Annotated in this window: 26 protein-coding genes; 12 read left to right on the forward strand and 14 right to left on the reverse strand. The window is 69.5% G+C overall.

The window, feature by feature from the left end; translation table 11 throughout:
• Nucleotides 1-36: 36 nt before the first annotated feature.
• The 7 genes from ACIP5O_RS31335 to ACIP5O_RS31365 form a co-directional block, all read right to left on the reverse strand.
• The gene (locus ACIP5O_RS31335; RefSeq protein ID WP_401299448.1) at nt 37-396 is read right to left on the reverse strand and encodes a glutamate ligase domain-containing protein; all 360 of its coding nucleotides are present in this window, start codon (nt 394-396) and stop codon (nt 37-39) included.
• On the reverse strand, nt 389-1,009 hold the full coding sequence (locus tag ACIP5O_RS31340) for a C39 family peptidase (protein WP_401299451.1): 621 nt from the start codon (nt 1,007-1,009) through the stop codon (nt 389-391). Before ACIP5O_RS31340 ends, ACIP5O_RS31335 begins: the two co-directional genes overlap by 8 nt.
• Before the next feature lie 16 nt (nt 1,010-1,025).
• Complete coding sequence (locus ACIP5O_RS31345) at nt 1,026-2,000, reverse strand: D-alanine--D-alanine ligase (RefSeq protein ID WP_401299454.1); 975 nt, start codon at nt 1,998-2,000, stop codon at nt 1,026-1,028.
• Nucleotides 2,001-2,401: 401 nt separating this feature from the next.
• Nucleotides 2,402-2,911 (reverse strand): DUF6082 family protein, encoded by a 510-nt coding sequence (locus tag ACIP5O_RS31350; protein WP_401299457.1) that lies wholly within the window; start codon nt 2,909-2,911, stop codon nt 2,402-2,404.
• 229 nt (nt 2,912-3,140) lie between these two features.
• A complete protein-coding gene (locus tag ACIP5O_RS31355; RefSeq protein ID WP_401299460.1) occupies nt 3,141-3,740 on the reverse strand; it encodes a class I SAM-dependent methyltransferase in 600 nt (199 codons plus the stop codon).
• Between the two features lie 52 nt (nt 3,741-3,792).
• Nucleotides 3,793-3,963, reverse strand: a complete 171-nt coding sequence (locus ACIP5O_RS31360; RefSeq protein ID WP_401299463.1) for a hypothetical protein — start codon at nt 3,961-3,963, stop codon at nt 3,793-3,795.
• A gap of 138 nt (nt 3,964-4,101) precedes the next feature.
• Nucleotides 4,102-4,596, reverse strand: a complete 495-nt coding sequence (locus ACIP5O_RS31365; RefSeq protein ID WP_401299466.1) for a hypothetical protein — start codon at nt 4,594-4,596, stop codon at nt 4,102-4,104.
• A gap of 363 nt (nt 4,597-4,959) precedes the next feature.
• Here ACIP5O_RS31365 and ACIP5O_RS31370 point away from each other — a divergent pair, with 363 nt between their 5' ends.
• Nucleotides 4,960-5,880, forward strand: a complete 921-nt coding sequence (locus tag ACIP5O_RS31370; RefSeq protein WP_401299469.1) for a DUF5753 domain-containing protein — start codon at nt 4,960-4,962, stop codon at nt 5,878-5,880.
• Nucleotides 5,877-6,101 carry a DUF397 domain-containing protein gene (locus tag ACIP5O_RS31375; protein WP_401299472.1) on the forward strand — a complete coding sequence of 75 codons (225 nt, stop codon included), beginning with the start codon at nt 5,877-5,879 and terminating at the stop codon, nt 6,099-6,101. The genes ACIP5O_RS31370 and ACIP5O_RS31375 overlap by 4 nt, the downstream gene beginning before the upstream one ends.
• A gap of 156 nt (nt 6,102-6,257) precedes the next feature.
• Here ACIP5O_RS31375 and ACIP5O_RS31380 read toward each other — a convergent pair whose 3' ends face one another.
• The gene (locus ACIP5O_RS31380) at nt 6,258-6,401 is read right to left on the reverse strand and encodes a hypothetical protein (protein ID WP_401299474.1); all 144 of its coding nucleotides are present in this window, start codon (nt 6,399-6,401) and stop codon (nt 6,258-6,260) included.
• Between the two features lie 123 nt (nt 6,402-6,524).
• Between ACIP5O_RS31380 and ACIP5O_RS31385 the strand changes: the two genes are divergently transcribed.
• Nucleotides 6,525-6,794: a hypothetical protein gene (locus tag ACIP5O_RS31385; protein ID WP_401299477.1), complete on the forward strand. Its 270-nt coding sequence runs from the start codon at nt 6,525-6,527 to the stop codon at nt 6,792-6,794.
• A gap of 70 nt (nt 6,795-6,864) precedes the next feature.
• On the opposite strand, the gene ACIP5O_RS31390 is transcribed toward ACIP5O_RS31385, so the two are convergent.
• The 4 genes from ACIP5O_RS31390 to ACIP5O_RS31405 form a co-directional block, all read right to left on the reverse strand.
• On the reverse strand, nt 6,865-8,097 hold the full coding sequence (locus ACIP5O_RS31390) for a hypothetical protein (RefSeq protein WP_401299479.1): 1,233 nt from the start codon (nt 8,095-8,097) through the stop codon (nt 6,865-6,867).
• Nucleotides 8,094-8,453, reverse strand: a complete 360-nt coding sequence (locus tag ACIP5O_RS31395) for a DUF6221 family protein (RefSeq protein WP_401299482.1) — start codon at nt 8,451-8,453, stop codon at nt 8,094-8,096. The genes ACIP5O_RS31390 and ACIP5O_RS31395 overlap by 4 nt, the downstream gene beginning before the upstream one ends.
• 62 nt (nt 8,454-8,515) lie before the next feature.
• Nucleotides 8,516-8,869 carry a hypothetical protein gene (locus tag ACIP5O_RS31400; protein ID WP_401299484.1) on the reverse strand — a complete coding sequence of 118 codons (354 nt, stop codon included), beginning with the start codon at nt 8,867-8,869 and terminating at the stop codon, nt 8,516-8,518.
• Entirely contained in the window at nt 8,854-9,303 is a 450-nt protein-coding gene (locus ACIP5O_RS31405) for a hypothetical protein (RefSeq protein WP_401299487.1), read from the reverse strand. The genes ACIP5O_RS31400 and ACIP5O_RS31405 overlap by 16 nt, the downstream gene beginning before the upstream one ends.
• A gap of 223 nt (nt 9,304-9,526) precedes the next feature.
• On the opposite strand from ACIP5O_RS31405, the gene ACIP5O_RS31410 reads away from it, so the two are divergent.
• From ACIP5O_RS31410 to ACIP5O_RS31425, 4 genes are all read left to right on the forward strand, one after another.
• On the forward strand, nt 9,527-10,168 hold the full coding sequence (locus tag ACIP5O_RS31410; RefSeq protein WP_401299490.1) for a hypothetical protein: 642 nt from the start codon (nt 9,527-9,529) through the stop codon (nt 10,166-10,168).
• Nucleotides 10,169-10,489: 321 nt separating this feature from the next.
• Nucleotides 10,490-10,918 carry a hypothetical protein gene (locus ACIP5O_RS31415; protein ID WP_401299493.1) on the forward strand — a complete coding sequence of 143 codons (429 nt, stop codon included), beginning with the start codon at nt 10,490-10,492 and terminating at the stop codon, nt 10,916-10,918.
• The gene (locus ACIP5O_RS31420; RefSeq protein WP_401299496.1) at nt 10,915-11,244 is read left to right on the forward strand and encodes a hypothetical protein; all 330 of its coding nucleotides are present in this window, start codon (nt 10,915-10,917) and stop codon (nt 11,242-11,244) included. The genes ACIP5O_RS31415 and ACIP5O_RS31420 overlap by 4 nt, the downstream gene beginning before the upstream one ends.
• Nucleotides 11,245-11,583: 339 nt before the next feature.
• Entirely contained in the window at nt 11,584-11,832 is a 249-nt protein-coding gene (locus tag ACIP5O_RS31425; RefSeq protein ID WP_401299499.1) for a hypothetical protein, read from the forward strand.
• On the opposite strand, the gene ACIP5O_RS31430 is transcribed toward ACIP5O_RS31425, so the two are convergent.
• Entirely contained in the window at nt 11,816-12,121 is a 306-nt protein-coding gene (locus tag ACIP5O_RS31430; protein WP_401299501.1) for a hypothetical protein, read from the reverse strand. The genes ACIP5O_RS31425 and ACIP5O_RS31430 overlap by 17 nt on opposite strands.
• Nucleotides 12,122-12,509: 388 nt before the next feature.
• Between ACIP5O_RS31430 and ACIP5O_RS31435 the strand changes: the two genes are divergently transcribed.
• The 3 genes from ACIP5O_RS31435 to ACIP5O_RS31445 all read left to right on the forward strand — a co-directional run bounded on the left by ACIP5O_RS31435 (nt 12,510) and on the right by ACIP5O_RS31445 (nt 14,489).
• Nucleotides 12,510-12,905 (forward strand): hypothetical protein, encoded by a 396-nt coding sequence (locus ACIP5O_RS31435; RefSeq protein ID WP_401299504.1) that lies wholly within the window; start codon nt 12,510-12,512, stop codon nt 12,903-12,905.
• Between the two features lie 181 nt (nt 12,906-13,086).
• Nucleotides 13,087-14,193 (forward strand): exonuclease domain-containing protein, encoded by a 1,107-nt coding sequence (locus tag ACIP5O_RS31440; RefSeq protein ID WP_401299507.1) that lies wholly within the window; start codon nt 13,087-13,089, stop codon nt 14,191-14,193.
• Complete coding sequence (locus ACIP5O_RS31445; protein WP_401299509.1) at nt 14,193-14,489, forward strand: hypothetical protein; 297 nt, start codon at nt 14,193-14,195, stop codon at nt 14,487-14,489. The genes ACIP5O_RS31440 and ACIP5O_RS31445 overlap by 1 nt, the downstream gene beginning before the upstream one ends.
• A gap of 21 nt (nt 14,490-14,510) precedes the next feature.
• Here ACIP5O_RS31445 and ACIP5O_RS31450 read toward each other — a convergent pair whose 3' ends face one another.
• Nucleotides 14,511-15,023: a transglutaminase domain-containing protein gene (locus ACIP5O_RS31450; protein ID WP_401299512.1), complete on the reverse strand. Its 513-nt coding sequence runs from the start codon at nt 15,021-15,023 to the stop codon at nt 14,511-14,513.
• Between the two features lie 407 nt (nt 15,024-15,430).
• Here ACIP5O_RS31450 and ACIP5O_RS31455 point away from each other — a divergent pair, with 407 nt between their 5' ends.
• Both ACIP5O_RS31455 and ACIP5O_RS31460 read left to right on the forward strand, forming a co-directional pair.
• Nucleotides 15,431-16,732, forward strand: coding sequence for a hypothetical protein (locus tag ACIP5O_RS31455; protein WP_401299515.1), 1,302 nt, complete (start codon nt 15,431-15,433; stop codon nt 16,730-16,732).
• The gene (locus tag ACIP5O_RS31460; protein ID WP_401299518.1) at nt 16,729-17,307 is read left to right on the forward strand and encodes a hypothetical protein; all 579 of its coding nucleotides are present in this window, start codon (nt 16,729-16,731) and stop codon (nt 17,305-17,307) included. Before ACIP5O_RS31455 ends, ACIP5O_RS31460 begins: the two co-directional genes overlap by 4 nt.
• Nucleotides 17,308-17,309: the final 2 nt, after the last annotated feature.

Consider the following 17,309-nt stretch of genomic DNA (forward strand, 5'->3'; position numbering starts at 1 on the left):
GGAGACGGGCCGTCTCCCGGCTCTGTCGAGGCTCCGCTAGTGCAGAAGCCCCGTGACCTCCTGACCGGCGAGGCCTTGGGCGACCTGCCAGAGCATCCCGCCGCGCGACGCCTTCACCAGCACCTTGTCGCCGGGCTTGAGCCGCGATTCAACGAGCGTTGTGGCGGTCGCGTTGTCAGCGACGATCGCCACCTCCGGCACTCCGGCGTCTGCGGCCGCCAGGGCGAGCTGCTTCGCCATGGCGCCGCCGACCGCGACGAGGATGTCGACACCGGCTTCGGCCGCCATCTTGCCCACGTCTCTGTGGGCCTGTGCCTCCTGGTCGCCGAGTTCGAGCATTTCTCCGAGCACCACGATCAGGCGGCCTTCGGGCTGCTCCTGCTGCTGCTCAGCCACCGAGGACCACCCCCCGGCCCGCGTAGAAGCGGTCCAGGCGCTCCCAGGTGACGGGCGCGAACTCCTGGTTGACGCCGGGTAGCCCCGACGGGTTGTGGAGCATCACGCCCTCCTTCGTGATCCCGACCGCGAGGACTAGGTGGCCACCCTTCACCGGCGGCGCCTCGGCGTTCGTACGGATCGTCTTGTGCACGGATAGCAAGGCGAGCTGACCGCCGCCGACCGCTGTCCTGATCTCGGCGGCGGTCAGCTCCGGGGCCGACCTGGCTTCCAGTCCCCACCGGCTCGTGAAGTAGTCGGCGAACGGCTGATAGATCAGCCCCCGTACGTGGTTCCCGTCCCGGACGTACGCGCCGGCGTCGACGAGCTCGCGGACGAGCGTCACCGACGGCGGCACGGGCCTCTTCCAGTGGTCGAGCGCCATCCGGGCGCACGCGACACCGCACATCCGCGGTGCCCAGAACGCGTACTCCTCCGGGGTGTCGGCTCCGGATTTCAGCCACAGCGGGTCGTCGGCGGCGTCGCGGGCACCAGCGATGAACTCGGGTACCAGCTCTGGCGATTCCCACTGCGAGTAGTACGGGACGGGGTGTTTGGTCGTGGACTCGTTCATGGGTCCACGGTCTCACCTACGGCAGGTAGGCCGGCTTCGTGAAGGCCGTCTTCACGACGTGTTGCACGAGCGTCGGGTACGGGATGCCGGCCGCCTTCGCCATGGTGGCGAGGTTCCCGCGCTCGGACAGGCCCGGCAGGGTGTTGCACTCCAGCATCGTGATCCTGCTGTTCGCGGCGGCGAGGAAGTCGACCCGCAGCACGCCGTGCGCGCCGATCGTGCGGAACACCCGCTTCGCCATGTACTTCATGGCGTCCGTGACGTGGTCGGGCAGCAGGGCCGGGCAGTTCTCGGTCCGCAGCGACGCGTCGTGCTTGGCCTCGTAGTCGTAGAACTCGCGGTCCGTCACCGCCGAGTGCACCGGCAGGACCTGGACGTGCCCCTCGACCTCGATCAGACCGACGCTGCAGGAGATGCCCTTGACGTACTCCTCGACGAGGTAGTCCGTGTACGGATCGGCCTCCAGCGCCTTCTCGATCATCTCGGTGAGCTGGGCCTCGTCGTGCGCGATGCCGGCCGCGAGACTTCCGCCGCCCGAGCTGGGCTTCACGAACACCGGGAAGCCGAGGGTGTACCGCACGGAGGAGAGGATCGAGGAGACCGTGTTCTGCTTCTCGACCGGCACCCACTTCGGCGTGTCCATGCGTTCCTGGGCGACGAGCGTCTTGAACGTCGGCTTGTACATGCCGAGCGCGGACGCCATGACACCCGAGCCGGTGTACGGCATGCCGATGGTCTCCAGCGCGCCCTGCATCTTGCCGTCCTCGCCGCCGAGCCCGTGCAGACCGAGGAGGGCGACGTCGATGCGGTCGGGCAGCGCCGACAGCGGGACGTCTCGGCAGTCGATCAGGTCCGCGTGGAGGCCTTCCTCCACAAGAGCCTTCGCGGCCGCTTCGCCGGAGGCCAGTGAACCGGGCCGCTCGGGGGAGTCGCCTCCGCACAGGACACCGATCCGTAAGGTCTTGATGTCCGGCACCGTGTGTGTGGGCATGGTGCTCTCCTTCCGCTTCAGAGGGATCAGGGGGTTCAGGGGGTCCGGCCGGACGCGGGTGCCATGCCGCGCGGTGGGAGAACCATCGTCGGTGTCGAAGGTGTACGCGGCCGCTTGATCGCGTCCGGCCGGAGGTGGGGACCCGCCCCTCGACCTACGCCCCGGATGGGCGTGATGAGACCCGGCAATAGGCCGGGGACGGGGGTCTGGTGGGCCGTCCGGCACGGCCCCCTCGGGTCGACGGGACCGGGGGCCGTGCCGGGGCGCGCCGCGCTCAACGCCCGCGCAGTACGGGGGGTCTGCGGGCGGGGCGCGGCGTCTGGGGGCGGGAAGGCAGGTGTCTTCCCGCGGACCGCATCCGGCCGATGCCCGATCTCGGGCCTCGGAGCCGGAACGGAGTTCTACGCGGCGGCGTGCTCGACGGGCTTCCTGGCCGCGGCGTGCTCGCGGTCGAAGATCTCGATGAACTCCTGGGTGCGCTCGTCCCCGGACTCCTTGGACCGGAAGTCGCGGGTCTCGCTCCAGAAGTCGCGGACGGCCGGCCGCTCCATGAGGCTGCGGGCCTGCACGCGCAGCTCCTCCGGAGTGACGACGCCCAGCTCGTAGTTCAGGTGGTTGAGGCTGATCTGGGAGTTGACCCGCACCATCTGGGCGAGCTGTTCCGGGGTGAGGTCTCCCTTGTTCCAGATGCCCCAGTGCTCGGGGTCGGTCGCGATGGCCCCGAGCAGCCGCTGGTGGAGAGCGGCCGTGTCGAGCCGGAGCCGCTGCTGGTGCTGCTCCCTGGAGAGCTCGATCGTCTCCCGGTGCCGCTTCTCGGCGAGCTCGGCCCTCTCCCGGTGCAGGCGTCCCGCGTTCAGGATGCCGACGGCGACCGTGGCGGTGGCGATGAGGATGGCCCTGGAGGTCTTCATGAACTTGCCCTTCGTGGAAGTGGAACCGGTCCCCGGAAGCTCCGGCAATGAGAGGTAGCACCCGGTAAGGGGGTGGGGCTCCCGGCACGGACTTCTCGGCACTCCGCCGTATGCCGCCCGAGGAGGAAAACGGCTGGCGTAGTAGTCCATGCCGGGAGGTGGTACCGCTCCCGGCCCGTAGCCCCGTCACGGGCGTCGGACCCGACACGAGGCCGGGAGCGAGTTCGGATCAGCCGTACGGTCCGCGCAGAACCACGGCCGTGACGGCGCCGGCCGGGTCCAGGTCGTAGCGGCGGGAGGAGGCCCAGCCCCGAGCGAGTTCCTTCACCGCGGCTTCGGACAAGGCGTGCACCTTCGAGCCGTTGGGCCGCTTCTCGCTGACGGACGTCGTCACGTGCAGTACGCCGTTGTCTCTGCGCAGCCACCTGCGGATGTCGGTGATCAGCCGGGTCGCGTCCAGGAACGGGAGCACGTGGCGGCAGACGACGAAGTCGACGCTGCCGGGCACGAGGTGGGGAGGGGCCGCGCCGACGTCGAAGTTGTGGGTCTCGAACCGCTCGTTGGCGTGTCCGGTGTGGAAGTGGCGGGCGCGCTCGATCGCGGTCGGGGAGGAGTCGTAGCCGGTGACGTGCAGGCCGATCTTGGCCATCCGGCAGGCGAAGGAGCCCAGGCCCGTGCCGATGTCGAGAGCGACCTGGCCCGGGGCGGCGCCGGTGTAGTACCGGAACCGGTCCACTTCGCCGACGCTGATCGGCTGGGGGAGCCCGCCCTGCTGGTAGAGGAGGTCCCAGTCGGGCAGGGGGTGGGCCATGGAAGGGCTGATGATCATATCTACTTCCCCTGCCTCTGGGCGTTCTCGACGGTGCCGTTCGCACCCCAGGTCACTCGGTCACCACCAGGGCGTCGCGAAGGCGCTCCAGACGCTCGGCGGAGAACCGGTCGTTCGGGGCGCTGTCCTTCGCGAAGGCGTCGAACTCGGACGGCTCCGGCTCACGAGGAGCCATCGCCTTCCAGGCCGCCAACGGCTCGCGGCGGGGCAGGGGGGCGGTCATCTGAAAGTCCTCACATCTCGTGCTCGGTGAGCAGCAGCATCCACAGGACGAACGCGATGACGGTGATCACGAAGAGGATCTGTACGGCGACCTGTCGCCATCCCCACCCGCGCTCGTCCATCCACCGCATGGCCTTCTTCAAGACCCGGTTTCGGGGGTGATCAGCCCGGTGACGCCCAACCGTTCGTGGACGAATCTCAACTCGGCGACGTACTCGCCGTCATCACGGCTGATGTGGAACCGGTTGACCGCGATCACGCCGTCCGCGAAGCCCTCGTGGATCAGCTTCCGCACACGGAGCCAGCCGGCCGACTGCTGCGGCGCCTGAGGGCCGCCGCTGTCGTGGATCTCCTGTCCGGCCTGCCAGCCCAGGCGGGCGGCCTCGACGCGGAGCGGCGCGAAGAACGGCTCGGGGTCGGCTTTCGGGAGGGTTCGGACGTACAGGCAGACGCGGCGGCCACGCGTCGGCTTGTGGTCGAAGTTCTGCTCGTTGAGCGAGATCCGTAACCGTTGCAGGTGCTCGGCGGGGTTTACGGACTGGAACGGGGTGCCGGGGGGTCTGATGGCGCGCCGTGACGCGTTCGACCTGTCCATCCAGTCGGTGTTCGGTACGCGGGTGGTGCTCTGGCGCATGACGGCCTCGGCTCAGCTTGGGGGCGTGGCGGGCGACACGGCCGCCGGCTGGGGAACCGAGGGAACCCCAGGCCGGCGAGCCATGCCAGGCGGCGGGGAGGCCGCCTGACCCTCTTCCTTCGTCCAGAAGACGCAGTGACTGAGCGCAGCCGACTGCCTGTGATTTGACGTTCAGTCACATCGCCTTCCGAGAACAGCTTGCTCCTTTTGACGGTGCGAGCGCAAGATGGACGCACGAATTAGTAAAAGGATCGAACACACGGACTGCTGCTTCGAGTTGGTGACCTGCGAGGCGAGTCCATGACTCACGAATCTGCGTCTACGACGTACCGGTCTGCGTCGTGGACGTGCCAGACTGCGTCTATGACGCAGACACGAACGAGGCCGGCACCGGCGGCCAAGAACAAGCGGCCGCCGACCACTCGGGCCACGCCGACGGTCATGCGGCGCCGGGTGGGCTCTCAGATGCGGCGCTGGCGCGGCCCGATGCCCTCGGGCGTCGCCGCGAAGCTCATGGGCTGGGACAGCGTCAAGTTGGGCAGGATTGAGCGCGGTCTCTACAAGATCAGCGCCGACGAGGTCCGCGAGTACGCTGGTCTGCTCGGCATCACGGACACGCGGGCGATCGAGGCCGTCGCCGAAGCCGCCGAGGAGCCGTTGGCCGCGTCCAACGGCGCCTGGTGGAAGGCGTACGACGGCCGTGTCAGCTCGTCCCTGCTCGACTTCGTTCAGCTCGAAGCCCGCGCCAAGGAGGTCAAGACCCACCACCCCGTGGTGATTCCCGGCGCCTTGCAGTCCCCTGGGTATGCCCGCGAGATCATCGCTGCCAGCCCGAGGACGGAAGAACTCGCCAAGACGGTCGAACTGCGCATCAACATGCGTCTCGCGCGCCAGGAGATCCTGACGCGCACCGACGATCCCGTGGACTTTCACGCTCTCGTCCCCGAATCAGCGTTTCACGCCCGATTCCGGGACCCTACGATCATGCGCGATCAGCTCCGCAAGCTGATCGACGTCTCGAAGCAGCCGAACGTCACCCTCCAGATCGTGCCGCTCACGGCGCATCCGTTCTACGGATCGGACGGTCCGGCCACGATCCTGGGCTTCGACTACCCGTGGGTGAAGGTCGGCAGCATCGACAACAGCTTCGGTGGCTCGCACACCGAGGACCCGGATGAAGTCGCGTTTCTGGAGACCGGCTTCGAGCAGATTGCCTCCATCGCACTCCCGGTGGACCGCTCACGGGATCTACTCATCCAGCACCTGGAAGGAAGCAACAAGTGACCACCAAGACGACTCCGATGGCGACCGATTTTCCTGACGCCACCTGGGTCAAGTCCTCGTACAGCGGCGAGAACGGCCAGTGCATCGAGGCCGCTGACGTCCGCCCTTCGCACACCGGCATCGCGGTCCGCGACTCGAAGAATCCTGCTGGCCCGGCGCTGCTCGTGCACGGTGGCGCGTTCTCCACGTTCGTGACGGCCGTCGCCGCCGGCACGCTCTGATCTAGCACATGGCGGAGGCCCGCTTCCCCCACGGCCTGTGAGGGGGAAGCGGGCCTCCGTCGTACAGCAGTGCGCACTACACGGTCACCTTAACCACCTGGTCCGACATCGGATACGGCCCTGCATCTGCGTTCAAGAAGAAGGCTCTTCCGATCATCAGCCGAGCGCCGTCCCCAGCCAGGCAACGAGCACGAGCACGAGGATCGCGGTGCCGGCGTACGCGGCAATGGTCAGCAGCGGTGTCTTCCGTCCGCGAGCTCGCGCTTCGGCGGCCTCGCGGTACTCGTCCATGTCGGCCACGGCCCCTTCTCTCCGGTCCTCCCGAGGGAAGTGTCGCAGGCAACGCCCTCCTCCTTTTGACGGTTTCCAGTCAAAACTGCGCACTCTGCTGACAGCGTTCCTCCGTGGGCGTACCGTCTTCTCATGGCAGACTTCCACGAGCTGAGGAACCCTACGGCCTGGAACTGGATCGGCGGTTCCCCGCACCTCGGTGACAGCTTCGACAACGTCAACCCCTTCCGGCCCCAGCCCCCTCTGTTCCGCGTCATGTCGCCGCAGCGGCCGGACAATCAGGGGAACAACAACCCGTTCAACGGGAACCAGGGCCAGAACAACCATCCGGACCGGCAGGTCATCAAGAAGACGGACAAGCCCCGGCCGAACGGTTCGGGCAACAAGGACAAGCGGGCCTGAACCGTCCGGCGGGTATCCGAAGACGACGAGGCCCCGCCTCCTTGGGAGGTGGGGCCTCGTCGTCTTCGGATCAGGTGTCAGCTTCTTCGGCACGCGCCTGTGCCACGGCTGCGTGGGCGGGGCCGCCGTGGAGCGGGACCTTGGCGAGGGGGTCGTCGGTGCCGAGGCCGTGGGGCCGGTCGTAGACGAGGTCGGCGGTGCGCGAGCCATCGGCCCAGCGGCCGGCCTTGTTGCGCGCGGCCAGAGAGACGCCGACCGCGGCCATGTCGGTGTTGGCGCCCGCGCGCCAGGAGTGTGAGGTGACCTTCTTGCCGTCGATGTAGGGCACGCCGGCGCGTTCGGCCAGGAGCTGGAGCCGTTCGTTGAGAGAGCCCTCCGCCAGCCGGTTGCCGCGCTCGCGGCCTTCGGGGTACTTCCGCAGCCTGCCCTTCGTGGTCAGGGCGCGGAAGACCGGGTCGGTGGGTCCGTCGGCGCCGAGCTCGCGCAGGACGGCGTACCAGGCGCGGGCGCGGCGGACGAGCTGGAGGTCGGCCCGGTCCGTGATGTAGCGGCCGCTGCCCGCGCCGGTCTGGTCGGTCTTGGACGTGGCGGTGACGACGTGTACGCCGGTGTCGTAGATCCTGAGCCGGGGCACGAGCAGGTCGGCGAGCTCCATCTCGCGGTGCAAGTTGGCGTAGGCGAGCGCGCAGAGGAACGCGTCGCGTTTGCCGATGGGGGTGGACTCGTCGATCTTGTCGATGATCCGCAGGTTGTAGGGGAGGGTGACGGCGGCCGACCGCTGCACCTCGCCACCGTTCGCGGCCCACTCCTTGCGCCAGAGCTTGAGCCGGCCCTTGAACGCGCTCGGGTCCGGCCGGTAGTCGACCGGTTGCGAGTTCCAGATCCGCGACATGATCACGCCGACGCTGTCGGGGACGTACTGGCCCTTCTTGCCGAGCCGGATCAGGTGCAGGCCGTAGGAGGTGTACGTGGATGTCGTGCAGGGGTGGGCGATCCGCACCGGCCGCTGGGCGGCGCACCACCGCTCGAAGGCGCCGACCGAGGAGGTGCGGTTGGTCAGGGTGCTGGCGGCGAGGGCAGGCTCTTCGAGCTCGTCCATCTCCTCGTCGGTCAGCCGGAAGTCGGCGTCGGTCCAGGGCGGCACGTCGTCGTCGGACGGCGGGAGCTGGCCGGGCCGGAGCATGGTGTGCTGGGTGACGCGGAAGCGGCGAGGGCGGACACGGGTGGTGTCGGGGAGGGCTTCGTCGTCGACGAGCTCCGCGTCGACGACCTCGACGTCCACGGCCTCCGGCTCGGCACTCACGGCTCCTCCGGGTAGTCGGGGTGGTCGTGGAAGGGGGCGGCGAACTTCTTCACGACGGCGAGCAGCCGCTCCGCGAGGGGACCGTCGGGGACCTGGTCCAGGAGGTCGAGCAGGTCGTCCTTGGCGTCCAGGTCATCCAGCGTCCGGCCCGGCTGGTTGCGCAGCACGTGGAAGGTGACCTCCTCGTCGGCGTCGAGGCCGCGGCCGGTGAGGACCGGCGCGAACACCCGGCCGCCGGCCGTCACCCCGTAGCGGGCCGCGCCCGGCGCGGACGGCTCCCACCAGCCGTCACCGGACGCCGCGAGCGCACCGCGCCGCTCCTCCTCGACCCGGGCCCGCAGGAAGCCGGTCCACATGCCCGTTCGGGCATGTCCGTCCCCCGGTCGCTCCGGTCGCTCCCCGGGCATGGTGCCGTCGTTCACGCCGTCCGGCCCGGCCAGTCGGGGTGGTCCCGCCACCGCTGCGCCTCGGTGCGCATCCACTCCAGCTTGCGCACGAAGCCGACGATGTCGCCCTTCTCCATGCACGCGTCGGCGTATCCCCGGGCGTAGCCCAGGGCCTCGTAGGAGAAGAGGGTCACGGCCGGGTTCTCCGCTGCTCGCGCCTTCAAGAAGGCGTGGAAGGCGTCGAGTTGGGCGCTCATGTCCGCGTACGCGTCGATGTCGGGGCGCTCGGGCGGAGAGAGGGGGGAGCCGGTGGCGGGGGCCTTCGTCGGCTCGGGCCGGTGGCCCTGCGGGCTGTACCCGCCGCGGCGGTTCACGAGCGGACCCATGTCTCGGTCGTGGCCGGGTCCTGCACGGCGAACGCCTCCTCGTAGTCGGGGTGTTGGTGCCAGGCGCCGGCGATGTAGCGCAGCGCCTGGCCGAGGCCGTCGGCCACCCCGATGGCGTAGTCGGGGCCCTTGTCGGTCAGGTGGGGCAGGATCTCGGTGAAGGAGACGAGCAGCGCCATGGTGCCGACCGCGAGGTTGTGGGCGGCGCCGTAGTCCGGTCCGAGCTCCTGGACGCGGGCGCTGACGAAGAGGGCGAGCCGCTGGTCGACGCTCGGCCGGAAGCCGGTCGCCGTCAGCGCGTCGACCATGTCGGCCGTGGTGGAGCGGGTCTTGCCGGTGCCGCCGCGGAGGCTGCGCCCGGCGGGGTCGAGTTCGGCAGGGCCGGAGCCCTCCCGTCCGCCTTCTTCGCTGTTCTGTTCGATCCGCTCGTCCACGAAGTCCCCCTCCGGGGCGCCGGCCCGAGCGCTCGTCGCTACGGTGCCATGCCATCCCCTATTCCAGGCAGAATACCGGATAAGGCTTACCTAACCCGGTCCGGCGCGCCCGCGCGGAGGCCGCCGCGAAGAAGTGCGGCGGAACTGGAGGCGAACTGGGGGTCGGACTCGATATCGTCTCCACTGAACCCCCAGTCATCTCCAGTTCTCTGGAAGGGCCCGAGTGAACGACTCTTACACCCTGCATATCAGCGGCGCGCCCCCCGACTTCTTCGACAAGGTGCACGCGCTCCTCGCCCGGCTCCCGGCCGGCGCACTCACCACCGGCGACACCCCCACTGTCGAGACCGCCGCCGAGCTGTTCGACCGGGTCACCCCGGACGCCAGGCACCTCATCCGGCTCGCCGTCGAGGGCGACGGCCGCGCGCTCGGCGCCGACTTCCGCGCCCAGCGTGGCGAGGGCCGCCTCAACGGCGCCACCACCAGCCTCACCCGAGCGGTCAAGTCGCTTACGGAGAAGGGTCGTTGGCCCGCGTCCGTGCCGGGGGTGCTCACCTCCACGAAGGCCGGCCCCGAGGGATACCGCAAGACCCACGCCTTCACCATGCCCCCCGCCCTGGTGCCGGTCTTCCGCACCGCCCTCCAGCGGCACAACAAGCCCCCGGCCGGTGACCCCCAGGCCATCGTCGGCCACCTCGCCGAGCTGTTGGAGGATCTGGTGGGGATGACGCACGAGGGTGCCCGCGAGTTCGCGCAGGACTTCCTGGAGCGGCATGCCGGCGACCTCGCCGTCTGGGTCGTGCACCGGATGGCCCAGAGCCCGCCGGACCCGCTGCTCGATCCGCCCCCGGCCACCGAAGGATGACCCCGCCGGGCACCTCGGCCAGCGGGCTACTCGCCCCCTCGGGCGAGTAGCCCGCGAGCACATCAGCAACCCCGACGGCGGAAGAGCGACCACCGATCTGGGATCGACACCACCAGAAAGGGGAGCTACATGCCCAGTCCACTCGACGCGACCGAAGCCGGTCCTGGGGGCCAACCTGAGCGCCCTGTACATACCGGCTTGGAGGCGTGACCTGTGGTTTTTCGTGTGAGCGGGCGCGAGTTCGCCGCCCTTCGGGCCCGGCTGGAGACGTCTCGGACAACAGCACTCCGGCGTACGCGACCGCGGAAGGACGGTACGACGATGCCCGCTGGCCTCGTCCCGGGGCGAACGTGGGAGATCCCGGTGCCCGACGGGTTGAAGCTGCTGAACAGCAACGACCGGCATCCGCACTGGAGCGAGAAGGCTCGCCGTACGGCGGCGATCCGCGGCGACGTGGCCACCCTCGCCCGCTCGCTGCGGATTCCGCCCTTGCTGTGGGCGCACGTCGTCTACTTCGTGCACCCCGGGCCGCGCACCACCCACTTCGACCCGGGAAACTGGTCCCCGACCGTGAAGGCCGCGGTCGACGGCCTGGTCGACGCCGGCGTACTGCCCGACGACAACGCCACCCGCCTACGTGGGCCCGACCCGCGGCCTGGCGAGCGCTGCGGCCAGGCTGGCGGCCGCGTTGTCCTGGTGCTCACCGAGCTGCGCGCCGCCACTGGCTTCGAGGAGAGCAACACCGCATGATGCATCGCTGGGACGAAGAGCGGATGGAGCGGCAGCGCCGGACCTCCGACTTGGAGCACATCCGCTCGTACTACGGCTTGGAGGAGCGCTGCGGCGTCAAGGTCGACATCGGCGGCCGCGTCCGTTCCCATGGGGACGAGGGGACGATCGTGGACACCGCGGGCCAGTACCTCGTGGTGCTGCTCGACGGGGAACTGCGGCCGGTGAAGCGCCACGTCACCTCGGGGATGGAGTACGAGACGGCGGGAGGCTGGGTGTCGGCCACGCCGCGCTCGACGCCCGCTTCCCCCCGGGGCCGTGGTGTGATTCTCGCCGCTCGGGTGTAGCGAAATCGGCTCCCACTCCGTCTTGTTCAGTATCGGCCCCCCCGCGCGAGGCGGGGGGCCTTGTGCGGCTTGTGGAGCAACGGTGAGCGCAAGTACCCCGTCCGGCACGGACGCCCGTCTGCTGGAGGCGGCTCTGACGATTTGTGGGCGCCGTTCCGGCAAGGCGACGGCCTGCCAGAGCTGTACGCGGAAAGCCGGGGCGGCTCTTCGCCTGACGGACGGCCCCGAGCTGGGCACGGCCCTGCTGCCCGAGTTGGCCAGGGCAGTCTGCGGCTCCGAAGACCGGCCGTGTACGAGCTGCTGGGACCGTGCGACCACACTCCTGCTGGAGCTGCGCCCGTGAGTATGTCGAAGTGGTCGACCGTCACCGTCAAGGTCTCGGGCGTGCACGATGGCCAGGTCTTCGCCTACCAGCTCACGATCGCCGCCGCGCTGGTCGCCGAGGGCTCCGGCGTCCCCCGCTCGTACGTGGAGGATCAGGCGCGTGGCCGGCTGCTCGCTGCTGTGCCGACGCTGGGAAGGCGGTACGGCGAGGACCACCTGCGAGTCGAGTGGTCGGACCGAGCCGAGGTCAGCTCGGCTGGATGACCGGAGGCGCGAGGCGGTGCGCGAGGCGGTGGACCCGGCCGGTGAAGTCCCAGGTCTCCGCAGAGACACCGTCCGGTGCCGGGAGGTCGAGCCGCTGGCACGCTGGGCACGAGGGGACCGCCGGCGCCTCGGCCCCATGCGCCTCGATCTGGTGTTCCGCCCAGTCCTCGATGGCCTCCGTCGCCCTGGCCGGCTCCCCCCGGCCGAGGGCACGCTCGTACGAGGAGCGGAAGACGGCTGCCAGGAGACAGCACGGCTTCTCGCACGGTTCGGGGGTCAGCACGGTCATGTGCCGAGCGTAGTCACGTACTCCCGCTGATTCCCGACAGTTGGGGAAGATCGAACGGAATGAGGCCTGGTCAGGGCCAGGGCCAACCCAGTGCGGCCGGATCTCGCTCATGGTGGCGCTCGGGTCGGTGATCTTGTGGGATCGTGGGGACGCATCACACTTGAAAGGACCTCCTTACATGAGATCGAAATCGGAATCGCACGAGGAAGACGGTCGAGAGAAATACACCGTCTGGATTCTCGTGAAGCACGCCGACGCATTTCGAATCCTCATCAGGAAGAACTCTTTTCGCGAGTCGGATTACGTGGGCAAGCTGATCGGCCGGGGCATGCCGGTTCGTGAGGCTCGTCTTCGCGGTATGCGTCGACGGGCTCGGTGGTGGCCGCCGGTGACCACGATTGTCGCGAACGCGATCAGCCGGCGCCTGGAGGAGGAGGACCTGCAAGGCCCCTGGGACCCTCTGACCGACGAGGAGGAGGAGCTGATGATGCTGTCCGGCCGATGGCCGGGGCACAACGTCGGGGACCTGCGGCAGCGAAACTACGAACTCCCGTCCTCGCTGCTCAAGCAGTTGCGTACGGCTTCATGGAGGGTGAGCCAAGGCCCCTTGGCCGACTTGGAGGAGGAGGGACTGACCTACCACAGCATGGACATGCCTCCGGAGGACGTCGAGCGGAGGAACGAGCTGATCGAGAAGGTGTACGCACCGCCGCGGATCGTCCGGGAGGCACTGGACCGGTACGGTCCGCAGCCGACCGAGGAGGAGGACCAGGGCGCCGAGTAGCCGCAGAAACCTTGACGGTCACCCTCTTCTAAGGACCTCCTTTGCGGTATTCGGCTCCCAATTCCCTTCTCAATCACCCCGCCAATTTCCCTCGCATGGCCTGTTGGAACGCATTGCGCAGCACCTACGGAATGCGCTAGAAATCTCCGCAGACGTAATTGCAAAGCCAGGGAGGACTACGGTGGCCAAGACCAAGTCGGACGCCTCTGTACTGCGGTACGTGGGGGAGAGGAAGGTGCCGGTGTACCGGGCCGACCGCGCTCCCGAGGGTCTGCTGACCCGCGGGCAGCTCCGGGAGGAGGGCCTGAGCCACGCCGGGCTGGAGCCGGCGGGTTACCTGCACTACAACTCCCATCATGGGGTCTGCCCCCTGTTCGAGCGCCGGGCCGCGCGTCCGGTGCGACCGCTGACGGATCGGCAGCGCGCGAACCTGGCCGCGGGACGGCTTCTCGCCGGCACTCAGCCGTGCTGGGTGTGCGGTACGCGGACGAAGTGGTCGACGCGCGACCGAGAGGAGCGCGACAAGCCCGTCTGCGGCTCGTGCCTGCCCGCCGTACAGGCGGCGGCCGAGAAGGCGGCGGCCGACCGGCGGGAGGCGCAGCACCAGGCGTTCCTGGAGACGCTGGCGGCCGATCGGCGCGCCGCCGGGCAGTGGGCAAGGGGCGTCCTGAGCGATCCCGAGTGCGTGATCATCGACTCGGAGACCACGGGCCTCCTCCCCGAGCACCCCTTCACCGTTCAGATCGCAGTGGTCACCGTGGGCGGGGAAGTCCTCCTGGACACGCTCGTGAACCCGCTGGTGCCGATTCCGGAGTCGAGCACGCAGATTCACGGCATCACCGACGACATGGTGGCGACGGCGCCGACGTTCAGCGCCGTCCTGGACCTCCTGACGGACGCGCTCCGCGGGCGCCGCACGGTCATCTGGAACGCGTCGTTCGACCGCGAGGTGTTCCGCAACGAGCTGGAGCGGCACTTCGGGGCGCAGCTCCCGCCGGCCCCGGTGGACGAGGAGCGGCCGTGGTTGGCCGGTCGTGCCCCCGCCGCGGCGGTGAGGCAGGCGTCGGAGTGGCTGGACACCTTCCTGCGGGCCGACTGCGCGATGCAGTCGTACGCCGAGTGGTTTGGGGAGTGGAGCCCCTTCCATCAGGAATACACCTGGCAGCGGCTCAACGGCCCGCACAACGCCCGTGGGGACTGTGATGTGGTCGTACGGCGCCTGCGGACCATGTCCGACCTGTCGGAGGGCCAGGAGGCCCTTCCTCTCTTCAGCTCGAAGGACGTGTGATGTCGCAGCTCAGGATCATGGACTCCGACCCCGACAGGGCGAAGCGGACGGCCGAGGCCGTCATGCGGGCGCTGGAGGCGTCACCGGAGCTGGTGGCGACGAACATGTCGGGGCCGGTGCCGAATCACCGAGATCCGGGCGCCCGCGTCTTCATGGAGGTGATCCTCCTGGAGGCCCGCGGCAAGACGGCGAACGGCGCCGGGGACACGGAGGTGACGGTGGAACGGGTCGACGTACGGCCGCGCAGGCGGGGCCGGCGCGCGCTGCCCCCCGGGCGCCGTGAGCTGGAGCACTGATCCCTCCCGGCCGTCGACGGTTCAGCCGCGGGCGTCGCGGAGCCAGCGGTTGAACGCCGCCCGGTACACGCGGCCGGCGGCCGGGTCGAAGGGCCGGGTGGAGTTCCTGTTCGGGACCGGCTCGGGGATGGGGTCCCCGGGGCGCCACAGCGGCCCGACGGGCTCGTAGGCCGGGGTGGTGGCGGTGTGGCCGTCCCACTCCGCGACCGTCAGCCCGATGGCGCCCAGGGCGGGATCGTGGGTGGCGTCGACGAGCACCCATCGCCCGTCGACCTGTGCCTCGACGGCGGTGTGGACGTCCTCGCGCGAGATGAGCAGGTTCACCTCCGCAGGCTCGGGCGGGAGGTGGTAGAGCCAGCGGACACGTCGCGCCGGTACGCCGATGTTCGGGAGGTGCGTGACGAGGTAGTCGGCCTTCGCGACGCAGTCGCCCCGGCCTTCCGTGAGCAGCGAGGCGGCGTCGTGGGCGCCGTCCGTGGCGTAGGGGATGGCCCGGACCCGTTCGAAGAGCCGGATGCGGTCCTCGATGGCCATGGGGTACTCGCTCTCTCGCCGTCGGGGCCGCCGTGCACCGGGCCCCGAACAAGGCTGTGCCCCGGGAGGCTTCACGTTGAGAGGCGATCCCGGGGCGTTCGAGAACACCTTATCGCGCAGGTCGGGCCGGTCTCAACGTCTTTTCTCCTGAGGCCTGGAGTAGGGGTGCGACCCGGTAGGCTGCCCTCGGGCGGACACGACCGTCCATCGCTGATGAAGGACTTCCCACGCGGGTCCTTCGCCAGAGGCCAGGCCGTCCTCCGACGCATCGTGTGCATGTCCTGAACTCGTCCGCTTCACAGCGGCGTGTGCGTGGGGCGCGCTGCTGCACGGAGTGAGACATGCCTACGAGCAAGCCGCGAAAGCCCCGGAAGCGAACCCGGGAGATCAAAGAGCGCAGCCGGGCGATGGGCGCGAAGCACACCGAAGCGATGCGGGCCATGGACGCCGAGCGCGCCGACCGGCAGTGGCCCCCGCCCGGTACCCCTGAGTCCCCGTACGCGTACGGCGGCGACTTCCAGCGGCACACGATCCCCCTCATCCTCATCGCCGAAGCCCCGGCGGACGTATCCGACGCCGCGGTCGCCCAGGTAGTGGCCGACGCCTGCGACGTCCTCGTGCGGCCGAGTGAAGGCTGGTACAGAGCGATGGCGGACGTGTGGACGATCCCGGTGCGCCGGCCGTCGGAGGAGCTGCCGGCGCACTCGGTGGTGACGATGCTCTTCGCTCCCTCGGCGCGTCGGCCGTGGTCCCTGGAGAACGACGAAGAGAGCCAGGCCGAGCTCAGCGCCTTCGTGGACGACGCGCTCACCGCGGTCCAGGCCGCACTGCACCACCGGTACCCGACGACGAGCAGGGTGAATCCTGAGGTGCTGCCGGTAGGACCTGACAAGGCCCGCGACATCATGGAGAAGGCCGGCGAGGACGCGCGCGCTGTGACCACCGACCTGCACCCGTCGGTTCTGGAGAACGACGGTCCCGAGCCCGAGCCCGAGGAACTGCCGTACCGGGTGGTGGACCGGGAGAACCGCGGCTGGCACACCGTCGGCGAGGACCAGTACATGGTCGACTACGGCGGGCTGCGTCCGGGCCGGCCAGGAGACCCGGTGACCTTCGGTGTGCTGAAGGCCGAGCACGGCCCACTGCGCCGCGTGGTGGCGCCGGACCCCGGCGACGTCCTGATGTTGAAGGGGGCGCTGATCGACGCGGGCAAGAAGGCAGCGGCCTCGACGCTGGTCGCCTTGTACCGCGTGGCGGCCGTGTACGCGCACGACTCCTCGCCGGGGACCAACGACGCCGGCTCGCTGATCGCGGGGCGCGAGGGCTCGTGGGAGTCGGGCCTGATGATGAATCTGGCGTGGACGATCGGCGGTGACCTCCACGAGAAGCCGAAGCGGTACGACGAAAAACACGTCGGGCAGATCATCAACGTCCTGGAGCAGTGGACGAGGCACCCCACCCGCTACGTCGAGGTCGCCGAGAACCTGGCCGACATCTTCGGCCAGGTCGTGGACGCGCAGGGCGGGTGGGCGGAGGTCGCCGACCGCTACTTTCAGCCCGGCGTCCGGGTCGGGCACCCCGAGGACACGATCGAGGCGGTCCGGAACTTCCTGTTCACGAAGTCCGAGGCCTTCTGGGACGAGCAACGCGCCCCGCGGGAAGACGTCCTCGGCGAGAATGAGACGGACGAAGAGGGGGAGGCCGAGTGAGCAACGCCGAAGATCTGTACCTCGGGTGGACCGAGCTGCGGCACGCCGAGGGATGCCGGAAGCCGGCCTGGGCCGCCGAGACCCGCGACGAGTGGGACTTCTTCCGCGGCGGCAAGCACCAGTGCCCGGACGAGGACTGCGGACACAGCAGCCGCTACACGAAGACGACGCTGCGGCTGGTGTGCCGCTCCTGCGGCACGGTGCGGCTTCTCAGCGGGGAGTTGGACTCCCAGGGCGGCTCGACCGTCGAGCGGTACGGGTACGGCCAGCAGCCGCGGAAGGTCGGCGGGCTGTACCTGTACCCGGGCGGGACCGACGAGTGGATCGGCTCGCCGTGGGACTACCTGGTGACCACGGAGAAGGTGGACCGGGTCACGAAGGACAACCTCGTCGGCAGCATGGGGCAGGGCCGCACGCCCCGCGGTCGGACGATCTGGAGCGCCGGCGTTCAGCCGAAGTTCGAGATCGGGCTGTTCGGCACGCCGATGGTCACGTACACCGTGGTGAGCGGTGACGCGAAGTTCAGCTCCCCGACCGCCGCAGCACGCTGGATCGAACAGCAGATCACCGGCTGAGG

Origin of the sequence: Streptomyces sp. NPDC088915, from assembly GCF_044749825.1 — a bacterium.
In the GTDB taxonomy this organism is placed as follows: Bacteria; Actinomycetota; Actinomycetes; order Streptomycetales; family Streptomycetaceae; genus Streptomyces.

Bases quoted from the DNA above. Each gene is read 5' to 3' on its own strand.
- ACIP5O_RS31340 (WP_401299451.1), bottom strand. From the start codon at position 1,009: ATGAACGAGTCCACGACCAAACACCCCGTCCCGTACTACTCGCAGTGG.
- ACIP5O_RS31345 (WP_401299454.1), bottom strand. From the start codon at position 2,000: ATGCCCACACACACGGTGCCGGACATCAAGACCTTACGGATCGGTGTC.
- ACIP5O_RS31350 (WP_401299457.1), bottom strand. From the start codon at position 2,911: ATGAAGACCTCCAGGGCCATCCTCATCGCCACCGCCACGGTCGCCGTC.
- ACIP5O_RS31355 (WP_401299460.1), bottom strand. From the start codon at position 3,740: ATGATCATCAGCCCTTCCATGGCCCACCCCCTGCCCGACTGGGACCTC.
- ACIP5O_RS31360 (WP_401299463.1), bottom strand. From the start codon at position 3,963: ATGACCGCCCCCCTGCCCCGCCGCGAGCCGTTGGCGGCCTGGAAGGCG.
- ACIP5O_RS31365 (WP_401299466.1), bottom strand. From the start codon at position 4,596: ATGCGCCAGAGCACCACCCGCGTACCGAACACCGACTGGATGGACAGG.
- ACIP5O_RS31370 (WP_401299469.1), top strand. From the start codon at position 4,960: ATGACGCAGACACGAACGAGGCCGGCACCGGCGGCCAAGAACAAGCGG.
- ACIP5O_RS31385 (WP_401299477.1), top strand. From the start codon at position 6,525: ATGGCAGACTTCCACGAGCTGAGGAACCCTACGGCCTGGAACTGGATC.
- ACIP5O_RS31395 (WP_401299482.1), bottom strand. From the start codon at position 8,453: ATGTGGACCGGCTTCCTGCGGGCCCGGGTCGAGGAGGAGCGGCGCGGT.
- ACIP5O_RS31400 (WP_401299484.1), bottom strand. From the start codon at position 8,869: ATGGGTCCGCTCGTGAACCGCCGCGGCGGGTACAGCCCGCAGGGCCAC.
- ACIP5O_RS31415 (WP_401299493.1), top strand. From the start codon at position 10,490: ATGCCCGCTGGCCTCGTCCCGGGGCGAACGTGGGAGATCCCGGTGCCC.
- ACIP5O_RS31420 (WP_401299496.1), top strand. From the start codon at position 10,915: ATGATGCATCGCTGGGACGAAGAGCGGATGGAGCGGCAGCGCCGGACC.
- ACIP5O_RS31430 (WP_401299501.1), bottom strand. From the start codon at position 12,121: ATGACCGTGCTGACCCCCGAACCGTGCGAGAAGCCGTGCTGTCTCCTG.
- ACIP5O_RS31445 (WP_401299509.1), top strand. From the start codon at position 14,193: ATGTCGCAGCTCAGGATCATGGACTCCGACCCCGACAGGGCGAAGCGG.
- ACIP5O_RS31450 (WP_401299512.1), bottom strand. From the start codon at position 15,023: ATGGCCATCGAGGACCGCATCCGGCTCTTCGAACGGGTCCGGGCCATC.
- ACIP5O_RS31455 (WP_401299515.1), top strand. From the start codon at position 15,431: ATGGGCGCGAAGCACACCGAAGCGATGCGGGCCATGGACGCCGAGCGC.